Raw genomic sequence first — 16260 nt, forward strand, 5'->3', positions numbered from 1 at the left:
ATTCGTCAACAAATGACACGCGGGCGACTCTTCGGGACTGTGATCCGAGATGGCCGGGATAGCATCACCGTGCTACGTCCCCAAACCTAAGGAGTCCCCAGTGCGGGTGTTCAAGATCGCCGCAGCCAGTGCGGCCGCAGTCATGGTTCTCGCTGCGTGCGGCGAGGCCCCGTCGGAGGACAACGAGACCGAGGCGGCATCGCCGGCAGCCCCGGCAGACAACAACGACGACACCACCGCAACCGAGGATGCCGCGCCCGCCGAGGACAACTCGGACTTCAAGGCCTGCATGGTCTCTGACGCTGGTGGCTTCGATGACCAGTCCTTCAACCAGGGCGCCTACTCGGGCCTGCTCGCGGCCGAGGACTCCCTGGGCATCTCCAAGGCCGAGGCGGAGTCCAACTCTGACGCAGAGTTCGGGCCCAACATCGACGCGATGGTCCAGCAGGACTGTGACTTCGTGATCGGTGTTGGCTTCCTGCTCGAGGATGCGATCCAGGCGGCTGCCGAGGCCAACCCGGACACCAACTTCGGTCTGCTCGACTCTGCCTTCTCCGACGCGGACTTCGCGCCCGTCGAACTGGACAACGGCAAGCCGATCCTCTTCAACACCGCTGAGGCCTCCTTCCTGGCGGGCTACCTCGCAGCCGGCATGACCGAGACCGGCACCGTGGCGACCTACGGCGGGCTGCCGCTCCCGTCCGTGCAGATCTTCATGGACGGATTCTCCGACGGCATCAACAAGTACAACGAGGACAACAGCACCGAGGTCGAGCTGCTCGGCTGGGACAAGGAAGCCCAGGAGGGTTCCTTTGCCGGCAGCTTCGACGACCAGACGCAGGGCGCCTCGCTGGGTGAGCAGTTCATCTCCCAGGGTGCGGACATCATCATGCCGGTCGCCGGCCCGGTCGGTCTGGGCACCGCCTCGGTCGCCGAGGGCACCGACACCAAGCTGATCTGGGTCGACTCGGACGGCTTCGACACCACCGAGTACGGCGACCTCATCCTGACCTCGGTCCTGAAGGACATGGGCCCGGCCGTGGAGGGCACGATCAAGGAGACCATCGAAGGGGCCTTCAGCAACGAGCCCTACGTCGGCACCCTGGAGAACGGTGGCGTCAGCCTGGCTCCCTTCCACGACTTCGAGTCTGAGGTCCCGCAGGAGCTGAAGGACAAGCTGGCCGAGTACGAGCAGCAGATCATCTCCGGCGAGCTTGTGGTCGAGTCCCCGAACTCACCGTGACGACCGACCGCGTCTGATTAGCGTACGCGGAGGACACTCCGAGATAGCGGCCCAGTCGAATCCGACTGGGCCGCTACGCTGTCCGCACCAACAACAGATGGAGCCAAGGAGCGATGAAGCTCGAACTTCGTGGGATCACCAAGGTGTTCGGGTCGTTGGTGGCCAACGACCACATCGACCTGGTCGTTGAACCCGGTGAGATCCATGCTCTGCTGGGTGAGAACGGCGCCGGCAAGAGCACCCTGATGAACGTGCTCTATGGCCTCTATCACCCTGACGGTGGACAGATCCTGCTGGACGACAAGGTGGTCGACTTCGAGGGTCCGGGTGATGCCGTACGCGCCGGGATCGGGATGGTGCACCAGCACTTCATGCTGGTGCCCGTCTTCACCGTGGCTGAGTCGGTGGCGCTGGGATATGAGCCCGCCGGACCTGGCGGCATACTCGACCTGGGCGCAGCCCGCGAGAAGGTCAAGGAGATCTCGGACCGGTTCGGCTTCCACGTCGACCCCGATGCCGTCATCGAGGAGCTCCCGGTCGGGGTGCAGCAGCGGGTGGAGATCATCAAGGCGCTCTCCCGGGACGCGAAGGTCCTCATCCTGGACGAGCCGACTGCCGTGCTCACCCCGCAGGAGACCGACGAGCTCATCAGCATCATGGGTGAGCTGAAGGAGGCCGGCACCACGATCGTCTTCATCACCCACAAGCTGCGAGAGGTCCGCGCGATCGCGGACCGGATCACCGTGATCCGGCGTGGGAAGGTGGTCGGGGAAGCCAGTCCTGAGTCCACCGAGACGGAACTGGCCTCCCTGATGGTCGGCCGCTCGGTCAACCTGTCCGTGACCAAGGTGGAGTGTGAGCTGACCGACCATGCCCTGGTGGTCAAGGACCTCACCGTGCACAACGGCGCCACGACAGTGGTCGACCGGCTCAACTTCGAGGTCCGCGGCGGCGAGATCATGGCCATCGCCGGTGTGCAGGGCAACGGGCAGACTGAGCTCGCGGAGGTGATCCTCGGGCTCGAGGAGGCGACGGCCGGTTCGATCACCCTGGGGGGCAAGGAGATGCGCGGCCGCACGACGCGCGAGCGACTCCGCGCGGGGATCGGGTTCGTGCCCGAGGACCGCTCCACCGACGGGGTGATAGCGAGCTTCTCCATCGCCGAGAACCTCGTGCTCGACCTCTATGACACGGAGCCTTTTGCGCGGGGACTGTCCATGTCACCGGCCAAGATCGCTGAGAACGCCGTGCAACGCACCCAGGAGTTCGACGTGCGACTGACCGACGTCCAGGACCCCATCTCGACGCTGTCCGGTGGCAACGCCCAGAAGGTCGTCCTCGCCAGAGAGATGTCGAGGCCACTCGAGCTGCTGGTCGCCTCACAGCCGACCCGTGGCCTCGATGTCGGCTCCATCGAGTTCGTGCACAAGCGGATCGTGGCCGAACGGGACCGTGGCACGCCGGTGATGATCGTCTCCACCGAGCTCGACGAGGTTCTGTCGCTCGCCGACCGGGTCGCCGTGATGTATCGCGGTCGCATCGTGGGCATCATCGTGGCAGCCGAGGCCGGTCCAGAGGGGATCAACCGTGACGTGCTGGGCCTGATGATGGCCGGCGTGCCGCTGGAGGACGCCGTCGAGCAGGCAGCCAGCCACAAGTCTGTGCTCGCGGAGGCTGACGCCGCAGCCGAGGGAAGGGACCGGACATGACTGAGTCCACACCAACGACGCCCGACCCGGGCAAGACGCCCGACCACGAGGAGAAGACGTCGGTGAGCACGGAGGGGTCCGGTCCGGCGAAGCACCAGCAGGACCCCCGTGACGGGTCTGCGATCCTGCGCCAGATCGTCGGCGGCGACGTGGCGATCTCGTTCCTGGCCATCGTCATCGCGCTGGCAGTCGGAGGGGTGCTGATCGCCTTTGCCGATGAGGCCGTCATGGCGTCCCTCGGCTATGTCTTCAACGCTCCCGGTGACTTCTTCGGTGCTGCCTGGACTGCGGTCAGCGACGCCTACGTCGCGCTGTTCCGGGGAGCGGTCTTCGACTTCCAGGCCGACACGTTCAACCGTCAGATCCGTCCGATGACCGAGTCGTTGACTTTTGCCACACCGCTGATCCTGGCGGCCCTCGGCATCGCGGTCGGCTTCCGCGCCGGTCTGTTCAACATCGGGGCCCAGGGGCAGATCATCGTCGGCGGCATCTTCGCGGCCTACGTCGGCTTTGCTTTTGACCTGCCGCCGGTGCTGCACCTGTTCCTCGCCGTGCTGGGTGGTGCCCTCGGCGGTGCTTTCTGGGGCTTTATTCCCGGCATCCTGAAGGCGCGCACCGGGGCCAATGAGGTGATCGTGACGATCATGCTCAACTGGATCGCGGTCTATCTGATCAGCTATGTGCTGGCCAGCGGCCCGTTCAACCCCAGCGGCACGGGACAGCGCAGCCCACAGGTGGGGGCCAACGCCCAGTTCCCCAAGCTGATCCCCGACTTCCTGGTGCCGGACAACACCTTCCGACTGCACTGGGGCTTCGTCGTCGCCATTCTGGCCACCATCGTCGTGTGGTGGCTGCTGGAGCGGTCCACGATCGGCTTCGAGATCCGGGCCGCCGGCGCCAACCCGCACGCAGCCCGGACAGCCGGTATGTCGGTGGGTCGGGTCACCGTGCTGACGTTGGTCATCGCCGGCATCCTGGCCGGACTCGCCGCCACCTCACAGGTCCTGATCGACCGGGGATCACTCACCGCGGGAGTCGCGGCGTCCTATGGCTTCGACGCGATCACCGTGGCGCTCCTGGGCCGGTCCAGGCCACTGGGGACCTTCTTGGCCGGCATCCTCTTTGGCGCTCTGCAGGCCGGTGGCACCCTGATGCAGTCCATCACCTCGACCCCGATCGACATCGTCCTGGTGGTCCAGTCGGTCATCGTGCTGCTGATCGCAGCGCCGCCGCTGGTCCGTTCGATCTTCCGACTGCCTGACCCCGATGCGCCGCCCCGGCGGGCCGCGACCACGAAGGAGGCCGCAGCGTGAGCACGCCCCTCATCCCGGTGACTGCCGGCATCCCGTCGGAGAACGTCCCCACCGACCCGGAGGTGCTGGGCCGGATCAGCTATCGCTGGCCGACCACCTACGGGGTCCTGGCCCTGGTCGCCCTGCTCGGTTTTGTGGGCACCCTGTTGCGCCGCGAGGACGGCTGGCAGCAAAGCACCACCTACCAGTCCCGCTACGGCGACCAGTGGTTCACCATCCCCAACTTCAGCGTCCCGGCGCTGCTGACGATCATCATCCTGACCGCGGTGCTGATCGCGTCAGCGGTCTATGCGTTCGTGGTCGCCCGGTCCCGTCGGGAGCTGCCAGCCTGGGTGCACATCGTGGTCGGTCTGGCTTTCGTCCTGGCGTTCCTGACCTGGGCCGGAGCGGGCAAGACCTCGGTCATCCCGATCACCTCGCTGCTCGCCGGTGCGCTAGCGCTGTCGGTGCCGCTGATCTTTGGCGCGATGTCTGGTGTGATCTGCGAGCGCTCCGGCATCATCAACATCGCCATCGAGGGGCAGCTGCTCTTCGGAGCCTTCGCCGCGGCCGTCATCGCGTCGTTCTTCGCCGCTCCGTATCTCGGGCTGGTCGCGGCCCCGATCGCCGGTGCGGCGGTTGGAGCGCTCCTGGCGTGGTTCTCGGTGCAGTATCAGGTCAACCAGATCATCGTCGGAGTTGTCCTCAACACGCTGGTGCTCGGCCTGACCAGCTTCTTCTTCTCCACCGTGCTGGCCGACAACCGGGAGACCTGGAACGCGCGGCAGCCACTGGGCATCATCGAGATCCCGATCCTCAGCCAGATCCCGATCGTCGGCCCGGTGCTCTTCCGGCAGACGATCCTGGTCTATCTGATGTATGCCGCCGTGATCCTGCTCCAGTTCATGCTCTTCCGCAGTCGCTGGGGCCTGCGCACCCGGGCCGTCGGTGAGCACCCGAAGGCAGCGGACACGGTCGGCATCAAGGTCAACAAGCGTCGGGTCTGGAACACCATCCTGGGCGGGGCTGTCGCTGGCCTGGGAGGGGCCTTCTTCACTGTGGGCAGCGGGTTGGCCTTCGGGCGTGAGATGTCAGCGGGCAACGGCTTCATCGCCCTGGCTGCGATGATCATGGGCAAGTGGAATCCCACCGGGGCGCTGATTGCGGCGCTGCTGTTTGGCTTCTCCAAGAACCTCGGCAACGTGCTCAGCAGCATCGGCTCCCCGATCCCGTCACAGCTGCTGTTGATGTTGCCCTATGTCATCACGATCTTCGCGGTGGCCGGACTCGTGGGTCGGGTGCGCGCTCCCGCCGCTGAGGGCATCCCCTACACCAAGTGAGGTCTGACCCGATGGAGATCGACTGGGGACGCCTGCAGACGCGGGCCACCGAGCTGATGGGGCGTGCCTATGCGCCGTACTCGAACTATCCCGTCGGTGTGGCAGGGCTGGTCGACGACGGGCGAGTGGTCGGTGGCTGCAACGTCGAGAACGCCGGGTATGGCGTGACGCTGTGTGCGGAGTGCGGCATGGTCTCTGAGCTGATCGCCTCCGGGGGAGGCCGCCTGGTCGCGGTGGCGTGCGTCAACCACGCGGGCGAGCTGATCATGCCGTGCGGCCGGTGCCGCCAGCTGATCTGGGAGCACGGCGGCGCGCAGTGCCAGCTGGCGACGCCCGAGGGCGTGCTGCCGATGGACCAGGTGCTGCCCCAGGCCTTCGGCCGCGAGGACCTGGGCCACTAGCTGAGCAGGCACTCCTGCGGCAGGCCGGCCGCCAGCATCCGGGTGGCCTCGGCGCCGTCGGCGGCGACATAGAGCGCCGTGCCTCCGATGCCCTGCACCTTGCCGTAGGCCGCCTTGACCGTGCCGGCGTCGATCGCGATGCGACCCTGAGCCACCGGGATGAAGTTCGGGGCGGCGTCCTGCCCGGCCGAGGCCGCCGCTGCAGCCTCGTCCTTGCGGGCCACCTTGGCCGGGTCCAGCGGCTCCTGGGACATAGCCTTGGCCAGCTCGTCCATCAGCGTGCGGTCGTCCGGGCGACCCCGCTCGGGCGGGCTGAAGACGACCTGACCGTCGCGCACGGCATACCGCTGCACGGCCAGGCTGGCCTCCTTGTCGGCGGTGAAGAGGGTGTAGGCGATGCCCTCCCCCTCCTCCTGGGCGGCAAGCTCGTCGCGGACCTCGCGGGCGGGCAGGTTGACCTGCGCGGCGATCACCAGCATCTGCGGCGCCAGGCCGATCGCGAACGTCTGGGCGCATGAGACCACGGCCTGCAACCGGGGTGCGGTCACCGTGGCGATGACGCGGTCGTCGCGCAGCGCGATCAGCGACGGAGACATGGTGGTCTCGCCGCCGGGCTGGTGCAGCGAGCGCTGCTTGAGTGTCTGGATGGGGGGAACGATCTGCTGCATGGCCTGGGCGAGATTCACCGGCCAAGGATGTCACACCGCGTCGGGGTGGGGCTCAGCGCTCTCAGCAGGCTGGTAGGGCACGCTCATCAACCCGTCGGGGTCGAGGACGGCGACCAGCGCGTCCGTGATCTGTCCGAGCTGGTCGACCTGCTCGGGGCTCAGCGCGTCGAAGACGAGGCGTCGCACGTGCTCGACGTGCAGCGGGGCGGTCTCCTTGACCTTCTCCCAGCCGGTCTCGGTGAGCCGGGCGTTGGTGGCGCGCCTGTCGTCGCTGGCCCGCGTGCGCTCGACCAGCCCGCGCGCCTCGAGGCGTCGGACGACATGGGAGAGGCGGGGCAGGGTGGCGTTGGTGTGGTTCGCGAGGGAGCTCATCCGCAGGGTGCGGGCGGAGGCCTCGGACAGCATGGCCAGGACGTAGTAGTCGAAGTAGGTCAGGTCGGCCACGCGACGCAGGTGGGAGTCGAGCTGCGCAGGCAGCAGCTCAAGCACTGCGACCATGCGGACCCAGATCGGCAGCTCGTCGCTGTCCAACCATCGGGTAGGCGTAGGTCGTGTGGGCATAGTCACATGGTAGCAGAATAGTTGTGGGAACAACTAGTCGGACGATGTAGTTACTTAAAGTATCAACCATTACGAGAGGACAATTTTCATGGCACACGTCTCCATCATCGGCACCGGCAACATGGCTCAGGCCATCTCCAGCATCGTCACCAGGGGTGGCAACACCGTCGAGCTGTTCGGACAGAGCGATCACGCGCAGGCGATCACCGGCGACATCGTCATCCTTGCCGTGAACTACCCGGCCGTGGACGACGTCCTCACCCAGCGCGCCGGCCAGTTCGACGGCAAGGTGGTCGTGGACATCACGAACCCGCTGAACATCGAGACGTTCGACTCCCTGGTCGTGCCCGCCGATGGCTCAGCGGCCCAGGTCATCGCCGGCAAGCTGCCCAACTCGCGCGTGCTCAAGGCCTTCAACACCACGTTCGCCGCCACCCTCGCCTCGGGCGAGGTCGGACCGCTGGCCACCACGGTGCTGATCGCCGGGGATGACAGCGACGCCAAGGCCGCGCTGGCTGGGATCATTAGCGCTGGTGGCCTCAAGGCCATCGACGCCGGGGCGCTCAAGCGGGCCCGCGAGATGGAGGCCGTCGGCTTCCTGCAGCTCACGCTGGCCGCGAGCGAGCGCATCTCCTGGACCGGTGGCTTCGGCGTCGTAGCCTGACCGAGTCCTGAGCAACGCACGAGGGTGCCGTGGTCCGAAGGGACCGTGGCACCCTCGGCTGCTGTCTGGGCGCGACCCGCGATCGGGGGAGGTGCGTGCTGGGGCACCGGTGCGGTTGGATGGAGGCGTGAGTGAATCCTTTGACGCCGTCGACATCATCCGGACCAAGCGCGACCGGCAGGAGCTGTCGAGCGAGCAGATCGCCTGGACGCTCGACGCCTACACCCGTGGTGTGATCGCGGAGGAGCAGATGTCTGCTCTCGCCATGGCGATCCTGCTCAATGGGATGGGCCGGCGCGAGATCAGCGACTGGACCAACGCGATGATCGAGTCGGGCGAGCGGATGGACTTCAGCTCCCTGAGCCGCCCGACCGCCGACAAGCACTCCACCGGCGGCGTCGGCGACAAGATCACCCTGCCGCTCGCGCCCCTGGTGGCCGCCTGCGGCGTCGCGGTGCCCCAGCTCTCCGGTCGCGGCCTCGGCCACACGGGCGGCACCCTCGACAAGCTCGAGGCGATCCCGGGGTGGCGCGCCGACCTGTCCAACGAGGAGATCCTGCGCCAGCTCGAGGACGTCGGTGCCGTCATCTGTGCTGCCGGGACCGGACTGGCGCCGGCCGACAAGCGTCTCTATGCCCTGCGTGACGTCACCGGCACCGTCGAGGCCATCCCGCTGATCGCCTCCTCCATCATGAGCAAGAAGATCGCCGAGGGCACCGGAGCGCTCGTGCTTGACGTCAAGGCCGGCTCCGGCGCGTTCATGAAGGACGTGGAGCAGGCAGGCGAGCTGGCCCGCACGATGGTGGCGCTCGGGACCGATGCGGGCGTGCGCACGGTGGCGCTGCTGACCGACATGTCGACGCCGCTCGGGCTGACGGCCGGCAACGGGCTCGAGGTCCGCGAGAGCGTCGAGGTGCTGGCCGGTGGCGGTCCGGCGGACGTCGTCGAGCTGACCGTGGCCCTGGCCCGCGAGATGCTCTCGGCTGCTGGGCACGACGACGTCGACCCGGCCGAGGCGCTCGCCGACGGGCGCGCGATGGACGTCTGGCGGGCCATGATCTCGGCCCAGGACGGTGACCCGGACGCCGCGCTGCCGGTCGCCAAGGAGGCCGAGCAGGTCACGGCCGAGGTCGACGGGGTGCTGACCCGACTGGATGCGATGCAGGTCGGAGTGGCCGCGTGGCGTCTCGGCGCCGGACGCGCCCGCCGCGAGGACCCTGTGCAGGCGGCCGCAGGCATCGAGCTGCACGCCAAGCCGGGTGACACCGTGCGCGCCGGGCAGCCGCTGATGACGCTGCACACCGACACCCCGGAGCGGTTCGCTCGGGCGACTGAGGCATTGGCCGGCGGCTGGGAGATCACCGACGGGTCGGCATACGCACCCACGCCGTTGATCATCGACCGCATCAGCTGATCGACGGGTACTAAGGGAGGGGCACCCCATGACGTATGACGTGGCGCGCGGGCGTGGGGTATCGCGCCGGGCGTTCGGCCTGGGGATCCTGGGGGTCACCGTCGTCGGGTGCCAGGCTGAGGCTGATGACCCGCAGGTGACGCCGACGGGCGCGTCCGAGGGTGCTGCGATCTCGGGTCCGACGACGTCTGCACCGCCCGTCGACAGGAGCGAGATCGCCTGGGGTCGTCTGGTGGAGGACCGGGCGCAGGCGACGGACGTGCTCCTCGAGGCGCTAGAGGGTGGGCACACCCTGTGGCAGTCGGTTCGGGTCGCCGCCCTCGACCTGGTGCCGGACGGCGACCTGCCGGTCCTGGTCGACGCCGTCGCAGCCCGCCTCCCCGCGGACGGTGCCCTGGAGCTGGGGTGGCTGCTCGCCCTCCAGTCACCCGACTTCATGCGCCGGCACGAGAGTGCGATGCGGGCGGCCGATCGCTGGTTCCGGCTGCCAGAAGATTCCCGGGACGGGGCGCGCTCTCTGGTCTTCCTGCCGGCGCACCACCTGGTCTTCGCGCACGAGCACGTCCACCCACCGATGTCATTGTTCGACTCCCCTCTGGAGCCCCCGACCCCCACCTGGCAGCCGGGCGGTCCCCCTGTGGGAACGGGCCTGGTCGGCGGTCTGGTGCCCGGCGACTGCGCGACGTGTGGTCGCCAGCTGCACCTGCTCCTCGACCTCGGGACGTTCAGCGCATCAGCTGCGCAGCCGCTGCCCCGGCAGCTCGTCACCTGCGGGGCGTTCTCGTGTCTGTGGTCCGACCAGTTCTTCCAGCACGGCGACGGCGCCACACCCGAGTCCGTGCACCCCCGCGAGTTCGTCCCCGGGGAACCAGACCCGGAGCCACTGCCCGCGCTGCCCGTTGCGGTGCACCCGACGGCGTCGCGGTGGCACTTCCAGGACTGGGGACAGGCCAACGGGATGCAGAACCTCAACCGGCTCGGCGGTGAGGGCAGCTGGATCCAGGACGCCATCCACCCGGACTGCCCCGGCTGCGGTGAGGTGATGCCGTTGCTGGCGCAGTTCGACAGCGAGACACGGTTCGTGGGTGGGTCTGATTGGGCGAGCTGGACCGAGGGCATCATCTATTGCTACTGGTGCCTGGAGTGCCGGATCAGCGCCACCTCCAAGCAGCAGACCTGAGCGTCAGAGCGCCTTGACCATGATCAGGGTCGGGCCGTCCCAGTCGAGAGCACTGACCTCCTCGAGCGGGAGGAAGCCGCGCGCCTGATAGAAGGCGCGCGTGGCGGCATACCCCTCGTCCTCGAAGGAGGACCCGACGGTCTTGACCTCGAGCAGCCGGGCGCCGTCCCGGCGCACGTCTGCCTCCAGCGCCTCGACGAGCGCGGAGCCGACCCCGCTGCCGTGGTGCCCGGGTGCGACGGCGATGAGGTGGATCTCGGCGGTCTCTGGGAAGTGCCGGTCCACGAGGGCCACCCCCACGGTCGCGTCGCCCACCCGCGCGAGGTAGGAGTCCTTCTCGGCGGCGGCCTGGACGTAGTGCTCATTAGCCTCGGGGATCCCGAACCAGTCCGGCAGGGCGGCGAGGATCCGGCGGGTCGCCTCGGGGTCGTGATCCCGGACAATCGTGATGGTCATGCTGTTCCTTCCAGAGCGAGGCGTTCGCCGGCCCAGCTGTCGCGCAGCCATCGGTCGTGGCTGGCGACGATGACGGCACCGGGATAGTCGGGCAGGGATCGCTCCAGCTCGGTCACCAGGAGCAGGGACAGGTGGTTGGTGGGCTCGTCGAGGACCAGGACGTCCGGCGGGTCGGCCAGCAGGATCGCCAGGTCAAGCCGGCGGCGCTGACCCACGCTGAGGGCGCCGACGGGGCGGTTGGCGTCCCGGCCGGCGATCAGCCCGAAGGTGGCCAGGGGTGTGCGCTCGGCACGCTCCTGGCCCACCGCTGCGGCATAGGCCGAGCGCACCGACTCCGTCGGGTCCCGGTGGAGTGGCTCCTGACTGAGCAACGCGATCCGCAGCCGACGCGGGGCCGTGAGCGATCCGTGGTCGGGTGCCACGTCGCCGGCGAGGACGGAGAGCAGGGTCGACTTGCCCGAGCCGTTCGGTCCGGTGACGAGCAGGCGGCTGCGGGCGTGCAGGCTCAGCGTCGTGGGGGCGAGCCGCCCTGCCACCGCCAGGCCGGTCGCGGTCAGGAGGGGGCCGGAGCTGCTGGCGGTGGAGTCGCCGAGCGTGGGCGTGCGCCCCTCGCCCGCGGTGTCCCCGCCGAGCCCCACGAAGCGCAGGCGGGCCGGTGGCTTGCGCACCTGCTCCCGCTCGAGGCGCTCCAGCGCGGTCGTGGCGTCGTTGACCCGGCGGGCCACCACCTTGGCGTTGCGGTCGGCATAGAACTTCTTCGCGGCCCTGCCCTCGGTCCGGGGTGGTCGGTCCGGACGACCGACAATGTGGTCGTCCCGGGCTCGGACCCGCAGCCGCGTGAGCTCAGCCTGCTCGTCCCGGAACCTGTGCACCCACCGTTCGCGCTCCTCCTGTCGCTGGCGCAGGTATGCCGTGTAGCTGCCCGTGAACTTGGTGATGCCGAACCCGGACCCGGGGGAGTCCGTGTCGTGCCGCACCGTGGCGAAGGGCCGCGGTGTCGGGTCCAGGTCCAGCAGGGTCGTGCCGACCTCGTCCAGGAAGGCACGGTCGTGGCTGGCCAGCAACACCGGTCCGGACCATCCCCGCAGCAGGTCGACGAGGACCGCGGTGGCCGCGTCGTCGAGATGGTTGGTCGGCTCGTCGAGCAGCAGCGTGTCAGGCGAGCGCAGCAGGAACCAGGCCAGGGACAGGCGCGAGACCTGCCCGCCAGACAGCTCCCTCACCCGGCGGTCGCGGAGCAGGTGGGCCAGCCCGAGACCGTCGCACACCCGGCCGACCCGGTGGTCCAGCTCCCAGGCGTGGTGCCGGTCGGCGGCGTCGATGGCTGCGTGGAGCCGGGTGTCGGCGCCGGGACGGCCGTCGGCCAGCCCCTGGCCGGCGTCCTCCACCTGCTGGACCAGCGCCCGGACCGGACCCGTCGCGTCGGCCAGCACCTCCTCGATCGTGAGGTCGAGCGCAAAGGGGGGCTCCTGGTGGAAGAGCCCGACGGACCCGGGCGCGCTGACCGAGCCGACGTCGGGTTCGTCGACTCCGGCGGCAATTCGCAGCAGGGTCGACTTGCCCGAGCCGTTCTCCCCGATCAGGGCGGCGATCTCTCCCGAGGAGACCGTGAACGACACGTCGGTCAGCACCCGGCGGTCCGGGAACGAGCGTGAGACCCCGTCGACGCGCAGATGGTCGGCGGCGGACAGCGCGGCGGAATGCAGAGGCGGGGTCATGGGGACTCCTCAAGACGGCGGGGCGCAGCCAGGTCGGCGCGCAGGGCAGCGTCAGGAGATCCACATGGCAGACAGGTTATGTGCTGGCGTCGCTCCAGGCAACGGCTTTTGTGTCTGTCCTAGATGCCCTTGGGGTGCCAGACGGTCTTGGTCTCCAGGAAGGCCTCGATCCGCTCGAGGCCGGGCTCGGTGGTGAAGTCCGGCTCCACCGCCGTGACGCCGGAGCCAGCCGGTCGCAGCACCCGCTTGAGGTTCTCTGCGGACGCCGCCTCCAGGTCACCCCACACCACGTCAGGCGCATCGGCGGCACCCGTCAGGTCGATCGCGTTGACGTCGCGGTGTGAGGCCAGCCACGGGGCGACCTCGGAGGTGATGCCGGTGATCAGGTTGACCACGCCACCGGGCACGTCGGAGGTGGCCAGCGCCTCAGCCAGCGTGATCGCCGGGACCGGCCGGTCCTGGGAGGCGAGGACCACGGCCGTGTTGCCCGACACGATGATCGGCGCCACGACCGAGACGAGCCCGAGCAGCGAGGACCCCTGCGGTGCCAGCGCCGCCACGACCCCGGTCGGCTCGGGTGCCGAGATGTTGAAGAACGGCCCGGCAACCGGGTTGGCACCGCCCAGGACCTGGGCGAACTTGTCGGACCACCCGGCATACCAGACCCATCGGTCGATGGCCGCCGAGACGTTGGCCTCGGCGCGGGCAGCCGTGAGCCCCTCGGCGGACTGCACCTCGGCGACGAACTGCGCGCGGCGCGACTCCATCACCTCGGCCACGCGATAGAGCACCTGGCCGCGGTTGTAGGCGGTGGCACCAGCCCAGCCGGACACTGCCTTGCGGGCGGCGACCACCGCGTCGCGCGCATCCTTGCGAGAGCCCTGCGCGGCGTTGGCCAGGAACTTCGGCGACCGACCTGAGGAGAAGACCTCATAGGAGCGGCCCGACTCGCTGCGCGGGAACTTGCCGCCGATATAGAGCTTGTAGGTCTTGCGGACGTCGACCCGCGAGGGGCCAGCCTGCTTGCGCGTCGTGGTGCTCACCTGGTTGCTCCCGTCGTGACATAGGCGGACAGCCCGTGGCGGCCGCCCTCGCGGCCGTAGCCCGACTCCTTGTAACCACCGAACGGACTGGCTGGGTCGAACTTGTTGAACGTGTTGGCCCAGACCACGCCGGCCTTGAGCTGGTCGGCCATCCACAGGATCCGGGAACCCTTCTCGGTCCAGATGCCCGCCGACAGACCGTATGGCGTGTTGTTGGCCTTGGCGACCGCCTCGCCGGGGGTGCGGAAGGTCAGCACCGACAGGACCGGGCCGAAGATCTCCTCCTGGGCGATGCGGTGCGTCTGGCTCACGCCGGTGAAGATCGTGGGGCGGAACCAGAAGCCGTTGGCGGGCAGCTCGCACTCCGGAGCCCAGCGCACCGCGCCCTCGTCCTCCCCGACCTGCGCGAGCTCGGTGATCCGGTCCAGCTGCGCGCGCGAGTTGATGGCGCCGATGTCGGTGTTCTTGTCCAGCGGGTCACCGACGCGCAGGGTGGCCAGGCGGGCCTTGAGCTTGGCCTCGACCTCCTCGGCGATCGACTCCTGGACGAGCAGGCGTGACCCCGCGCAGCAGACGTGCCCCTGGTTGAAGAAGATGCCGGTGACGATGCCCTCGACGGCCTGGTCGACGGGGGAGTCGTCGAAGACGATGTTGGCGGCCTTGCCACCCAGCTCCAGGGTGGCCTTCTTGCGCGTGCCGGCGATGGTGCGGGCGATCGCCTTGCCGACGGCGGTCGAGCCGGTGAAGGCGACCTTGTCGACACCCTCGTGGCCCACCAGTGCCTGCCCGGTGGGGCCGGCTCCGGTGATGATGTTGACCACGCCCGGCGGCAGGTCGGCCTGCTGGCACACCTCGGCAAACAGCAGCGCGGTCAGCGGCGTGGTCTCCGCCGGCTTGAGCACGACCGTGTTGCCGGTGGCCAGCGCCGGAGCGATCTTCCAGGACAGCATGAGCAGCGGGAAGTTCCACGGGATGACCTGGCCGACCACGCCGTGCGGGCGCGGGTTGTCACCGAGCGAGGCGTAGGCCAGCTTGTCGGCCCAGCCCGCGTGATAGAAGAAGTGCGCGGCCGCGATCGGGACGTCGACGTCGCGGGACTCCTTGATCGGCTTGCCGTTGTCCAGGCTCTCCAGCACGGCGAACTCGCGGGCCCGCTCCTGCATGATGCGGGCGATCCGGAAGAGATACTTCCCCCGGTCGGCACCGGAGAGTCGGGACCAGGAGCGGAAGGCCGTGCGCGCGGCGGCGACGGCGCGGTCGACGTCCTCCTGCGACGCCTCGGAGACCTCGGCCAGCACCTCCTCGGTCGCCGGGCTGATCGTCTTGAAGGGGGTGCCACCGCGGGAGTCGACGAACTCGCCGTCGATGAACAGCCCGTAGGAGCTCTTGAGGTCGACGACGGAACGGGACTCCGGCGCCGGTGCGTAGTCGAAGGTCGGCATCTGTCTCTCATCCTCGGGGTGTTCGCTTGTAGGGGGTTCCAGGGGGCGGAGCCCCTTGGCGTGGGGTTGCACGGGGGGCGGCCCCCGGGTGTCTTAGTAGAGGCTGGGGGAGTCGTCGGCGATGTAGTCGGAGCCGGAGTAGGCGCCGGTGGCCAACTTCTGCCGCTGCAGGATGAGGTCGTTGAGCAGGCTCGAGGCGCCGAAGCGGAACCAGTGGTTGTCGAGCCAGTCCTCGCCAGCCACCTCGTGGACGGTGACCAGGAACTTGATCGCGTCCTTGCTGGTGCGGATGCCACCGGCCGGCTTGACGCCGACCATCTGACCGGTCTGCTCGCGCCAGTCGCGCACGGCCTGCAGCATGATCAGTGTCACCGGCAGGGTCGCGGCGGGGGCCACCTTGCCGGTGGAAGTCTTGATGAAGTCACCGCCGGCCAGCATCGACAGGTATGACGCGCGCCGCACGTTGTCGTAGGTCACCAGCTCGCCGGTCTCCATGATCACCTTCAGCCGGGCGTCCCCGCAGGCCTCCTTGACGGCGACGATCTGGTCGAACACGCTCAGGTAGTCACCGAACAGGAAGGCTCCGCGGTCGATCACCATGTCGATCTCGTCCGCCCCGGCATTCACGGCGTCGGCGACGTCGGCCAGCTTGACCCGCATGCTCGCCCGTCCGCTCGGGAAGGCCGTGGCGACGGCGGCGATCTTGACGCCGCTGTCGCCGAGGACGTCCCTGGCATGACCGACCATGTCGCCATAGACACAGACCGCCGCGGGGCGCGGTGTGCTCAGGTCGCTCGGGTCCGGGACCAGTGCCCTGGTGGCCAGCCCGCGGACCCGGCCGGGGGTGTCGGCTCCCTCGAGCGTGGTCAGGTCGATCATCGAGATCGCGGTGTCGATGGCCCACGCCTTCGACGTCGTCTTGATCGAGCGCGTGCCCAGGGAGGCGGCTCGTGCCTCCGCGCCAACCTGGTCCACGCCTGGCAACCCGTGCAACCACGAGGTCAGCGCCGTGTTGGTCAGCCGCGAGACCCCCAGGATCTCGCGAGCGCGGGCGGGCGCGTCGGCGGCGGTTGCCGCAGGGACGTCGGTGTCTGTGCTCACCCGTCGAGTCTAGCCGGGTGAGCGTCAA

15 protein-coding genes are annotated in these 16260 nt (G+C 68.8%); 8 read left to right on the plus strand and 7 right to left on the minus strand.

What is annotated here, in order from left to right:
* The first annotated feature begins 142 nt into the window (after nucleotides 1–142).
* From NF557_RS04645 to NF557_RS04665, 5 genes are all read left to right on the plus strand, one after another.
* Nucleotides 143–1243, plus strand: coding sequence for a BMP family lipoprotein (locus NF557_RS04645; RefSeq protein ID WP_306238923.1), 1101 nt, complete (start codon nucleotides 143–145; stop codon nucleotides 1241–1243).
* 113 nt (nucleotides 1244–1356) lie between these two features.
* Nucleotides 1357–2952 carry an ABC transporter ATP-binding protein gene (locus tag NF557_RS04650; protein ID WP_252622100.1) on the plus strand — a complete coding sequence of 532 codons (1596 nt, stop codon included), beginning with the start codon at nucleotides 1357–1359 and terminating at the stop codon, nucleotides 2950–2952.
* Nucleotides 2949–4265: an ABC transporter permease gene (locus NF557_RS04655; protein WP_252622102.1), complete on the plus strand. Its 1317-nt coding sequence runs from the start codon at nucleotides 2949–2951 to the stop codon at nucleotides 4263–4265. The genes NF557_RS04650 and NF557_RS04655 overlap by 4 nt, the downstream gene beginning before the upstream one ends.
* Nucleotides 4262–5584 (plus strand): ABC transporter permease, encoded by a 1323-nt coding sequence (locus NF557_RS04660; RefSeq protein WP_370584434.1) that lies wholly within the window; start codon nucleotides 4262–4264, stop codon nucleotides 5582–5584. The genes NF557_RS04655 and NF557_RS04660 overlap by 4 nt, the downstream gene beginning before the upstream one ends.
* A gap of 11 nt (nucleotides 5585–5595) precedes the next feature.
* Nucleotides 5596–5985 (plus strand): cytidine deaminase, encoded by a 390-nt coding sequence (locus tag NF557_RS04665; RefSeq protein ID WP_252622104.1) that lies wholly within the window; start codon nucleotides 5596–5598, stop codon nucleotides 5983–5985.
* Here the strand turns inward: NF557_RS04665 and NF557_RS04670 are convergent.
* Nucleotides 5982–6671 carry a hypothetical protein gene (locus tag NF557_RS04670; RefSeq protein WP_252622106.1) on the minus strand — a complete coding sequence of 230 codons (690 nt, stop codon included), beginning with the start codon at nucleotides 6669–6671 and terminating at the stop codon, nucleotides 5982–5984. The two genes, NF557_RS04665 and NF557_RS04670, sit on opposite strands and share 4 nt — an antisense overlap.
* Nucleotides 6672–6683: 12 nt before the next feature.
* Nucleotides 6684–7214, minus strand: a complete 531-nt coding sequence (locus tag NF557_RS04675; protein ID WP_252622108.1) for a MarR family winged helix-turn-helix transcriptional regulator — start codon at nucleotides 7212–7214, stop codon at nucleotides 6684–6686.
* An 88-nt stretch (nucleotides 7215–7302) separates the two neighbouring features.
* On the opposite strand from NF557_RS04675, the gene NF557_RS04680 reads away from it, so the two are divergent.
* The 3 genes from NF557_RS04680 to NF557_RS04690 all read left to right on the plus strand — a co-directional run bounded on the left by NF557_RS04680 (nucleotide 7303) and on the right by NF557_RS04690 (nucleotide 10472).
* Nucleotides 7303–7878, plus strand: coding sequence for an NADPH-dependent F420 reductase (locus NF557_RS04680; protein ID WP_252622110.1), 576 nt, complete (start codon nucleotides 7303–7305; stop codon nucleotides 7876–7878).
* A gap of 127 nt (nucleotides 7879–8005) precedes the next feature.
* The gene (locus NF557_RS04685) at nucleotides 8006–9292 is read left to right on the plus strand and encodes a thymidine phosphorylase (protein WP_252622112.1); all 1287 of its coding nucleotides are present in this window, start codon (nucleotides 8006–8008) and stop codon (nucleotides 9290–9292) included.
* A 28-nt stretch (nucleotides 9293–9320) separates the two neighbouring features.
* Nucleotides 9321–10472 (plus strand): hypothetical protein, encoded by a 1152-nt coding sequence (locus tag NF557_RS04690; protein ID WP_252622113.1) that lies wholly within the window; start codon nucleotides 9321–9323, stop codon nucleotides 10470–10472.
* 3 nt (nucleotides 10473–10475) lie between these two features.
* Here NF557_RS04690 and NF557_RS04695 read toward each other — a convergent pair whose 3' ends face one another.
* From NF557_RS04695 to deoC, 5 genes are all read right to left on the minus strand, one after another.
* The gene (locus NF557_RS04695; RefSeq protein ID WP_252622115.1) at nucleotides 10476–10928 is read right to left on the minus strand and encodes a GNAT family N-acetyltransferase; all 453 of its coding nucleotides are present in this window, start codon (nucleotides 10926–10928) and stop codon (nucleotides 10476–10478) included.
* Nucleotides 10925–12646 carry an ABC-F family ATP-binding cassette domain-containing protein gene (locus NF557_RS04700; RefSeq protein ID WP_252622117.1) on the minus strand — a complete coding sequence of 574 codons (1722 nt, stop codon included), beginning with the start codon at nucleotides 12644–12646 and terminating at the stop codon, nucleotides 10925–10927. The genes NF557_RS04695 and NF557_RS04700 overlap by 4 nt, the downstream gene beginning before the upstream one ends.
* A gap of 119 nt (nucleotides 12647–12765) precedes the next feature.
* Entirely contained in the window at nucleotides 12766–13689 is a 924-nt protein-coding gene (locus tag NF557_RS04705; protein ID WP_252622118.1) for an aldehyde dehydrogenase family protein, read from the minus strand.
* Entirely contained in the window at nucleotides 13686–15131 is a 1446-nt protein-coding gene (locus NF557_RS04710; RefSeq protein WP_252622120.1) for an aldehyde dehydrogenase family protein, read from the minus strand. Before NF557_RS04710 ends, NF557_RS04705 begins: the two co-directional genes overlap by 4 nt.
* A 93-nt stretch (nucleotides 15132–15224) precedes the next feature.
* Entirely contained in the window at nucleotides 15225–16232 is a 1008-nt protein-coding gene (deoC, locus tag NF557_RS04715) for a deoxyribose-phosphate aldolase (RefSeq protein ID WP_252622122.1), read from the minus strand.
* Nucleotides 16233–16260: the final 28 nt, after the last annotated feature.

Origin of the sequence: Ornithinimicrobium cryptoxanthini, from assembly GCF_023923205.1 — a bacterium.
In the GTDB taxonomy this organism is placed as follows: domain Bacteria; phylum Actinomycetota; class Actinomycetes; order Actinomycetales; family Dermatophilaceae; genus Ornithinicoccus; species Ornithinicoccus cryptoxanthini.

Excerpts from the sequence above, each read along its gene's own strand:
- NF557_RS04650 (WP_252622100.1), top strand. The coding sequence starts at position 1,357 with ATGAAGCTCGAACTTCGTGGGATCACCAAGGTGTTCGGGTCGTTGGTG.
- NF557_RS04645 (WP_306238923.1), top strand. The coding sequence starts at position 143 with ATGGTTCTCGCTGCGTGCGGCGAGGCCCCGTCGGAGGACAACGAGACC.
- NF557_RS04690 (WP_252622113.1), top strand. The coding sequence starts at position 9,321 with ATGACGTATGACGTGGCGCGCGGGCGTGGGGTATCGCGCCGGGCGTTC.
- NF557_RS04700 (WP_252622117.1), bottom strand. The coding sequence starts at position 12,646 with ATGACCCCGCCTCTGCATTCCGCCGCGCTGTCCGCCGCCGACCATCTG.
- NF557_RS04710 (WP_252622120.1), bottom strand. The coding sequence starts at position 15,131 with ATGCCGACCTTCGACTACGCACCGGCGCCGGAGTCCCGTTCCGTCGTC.
- NF557_RS04675 (WP_252622108.1), bottom strand. The coding sequence starts at position 7,214 with ATGCCCACACGACCTACGCCTACCCGATGGTTGGACAGCGACGAGCTG.
- NF557_RS04655 (WP_252622102.1), top strand. The coding sequence starts at position 2,949 with ATGACTGAGTCCACACCAACGACGCCCGACCCGGGCAAGACGCCCGAC.
- NF557_RS04665 (WP_252622104.1), top strand. The coding sequence starts at position 5,596 with ATGGAGATCGACTGGGGACGCCTGCAGACGCGGGCCACCGAGCTGATG.
- NF557_RS04680 (WP_252622110.1), top strand. The coding sequence starts at position 7,303 with ATGGCACACGTCTCCATCATCGGCACCGGCAACATGGCTCAGGCCATC.
- NF557_RS04695 (WP_252622115.1), bottom strand. The coding sequence starts at position 10,928 with ATGACCATCACGATTGTCCGGGATCACGACCCCGAGGCGACCCGCCGG.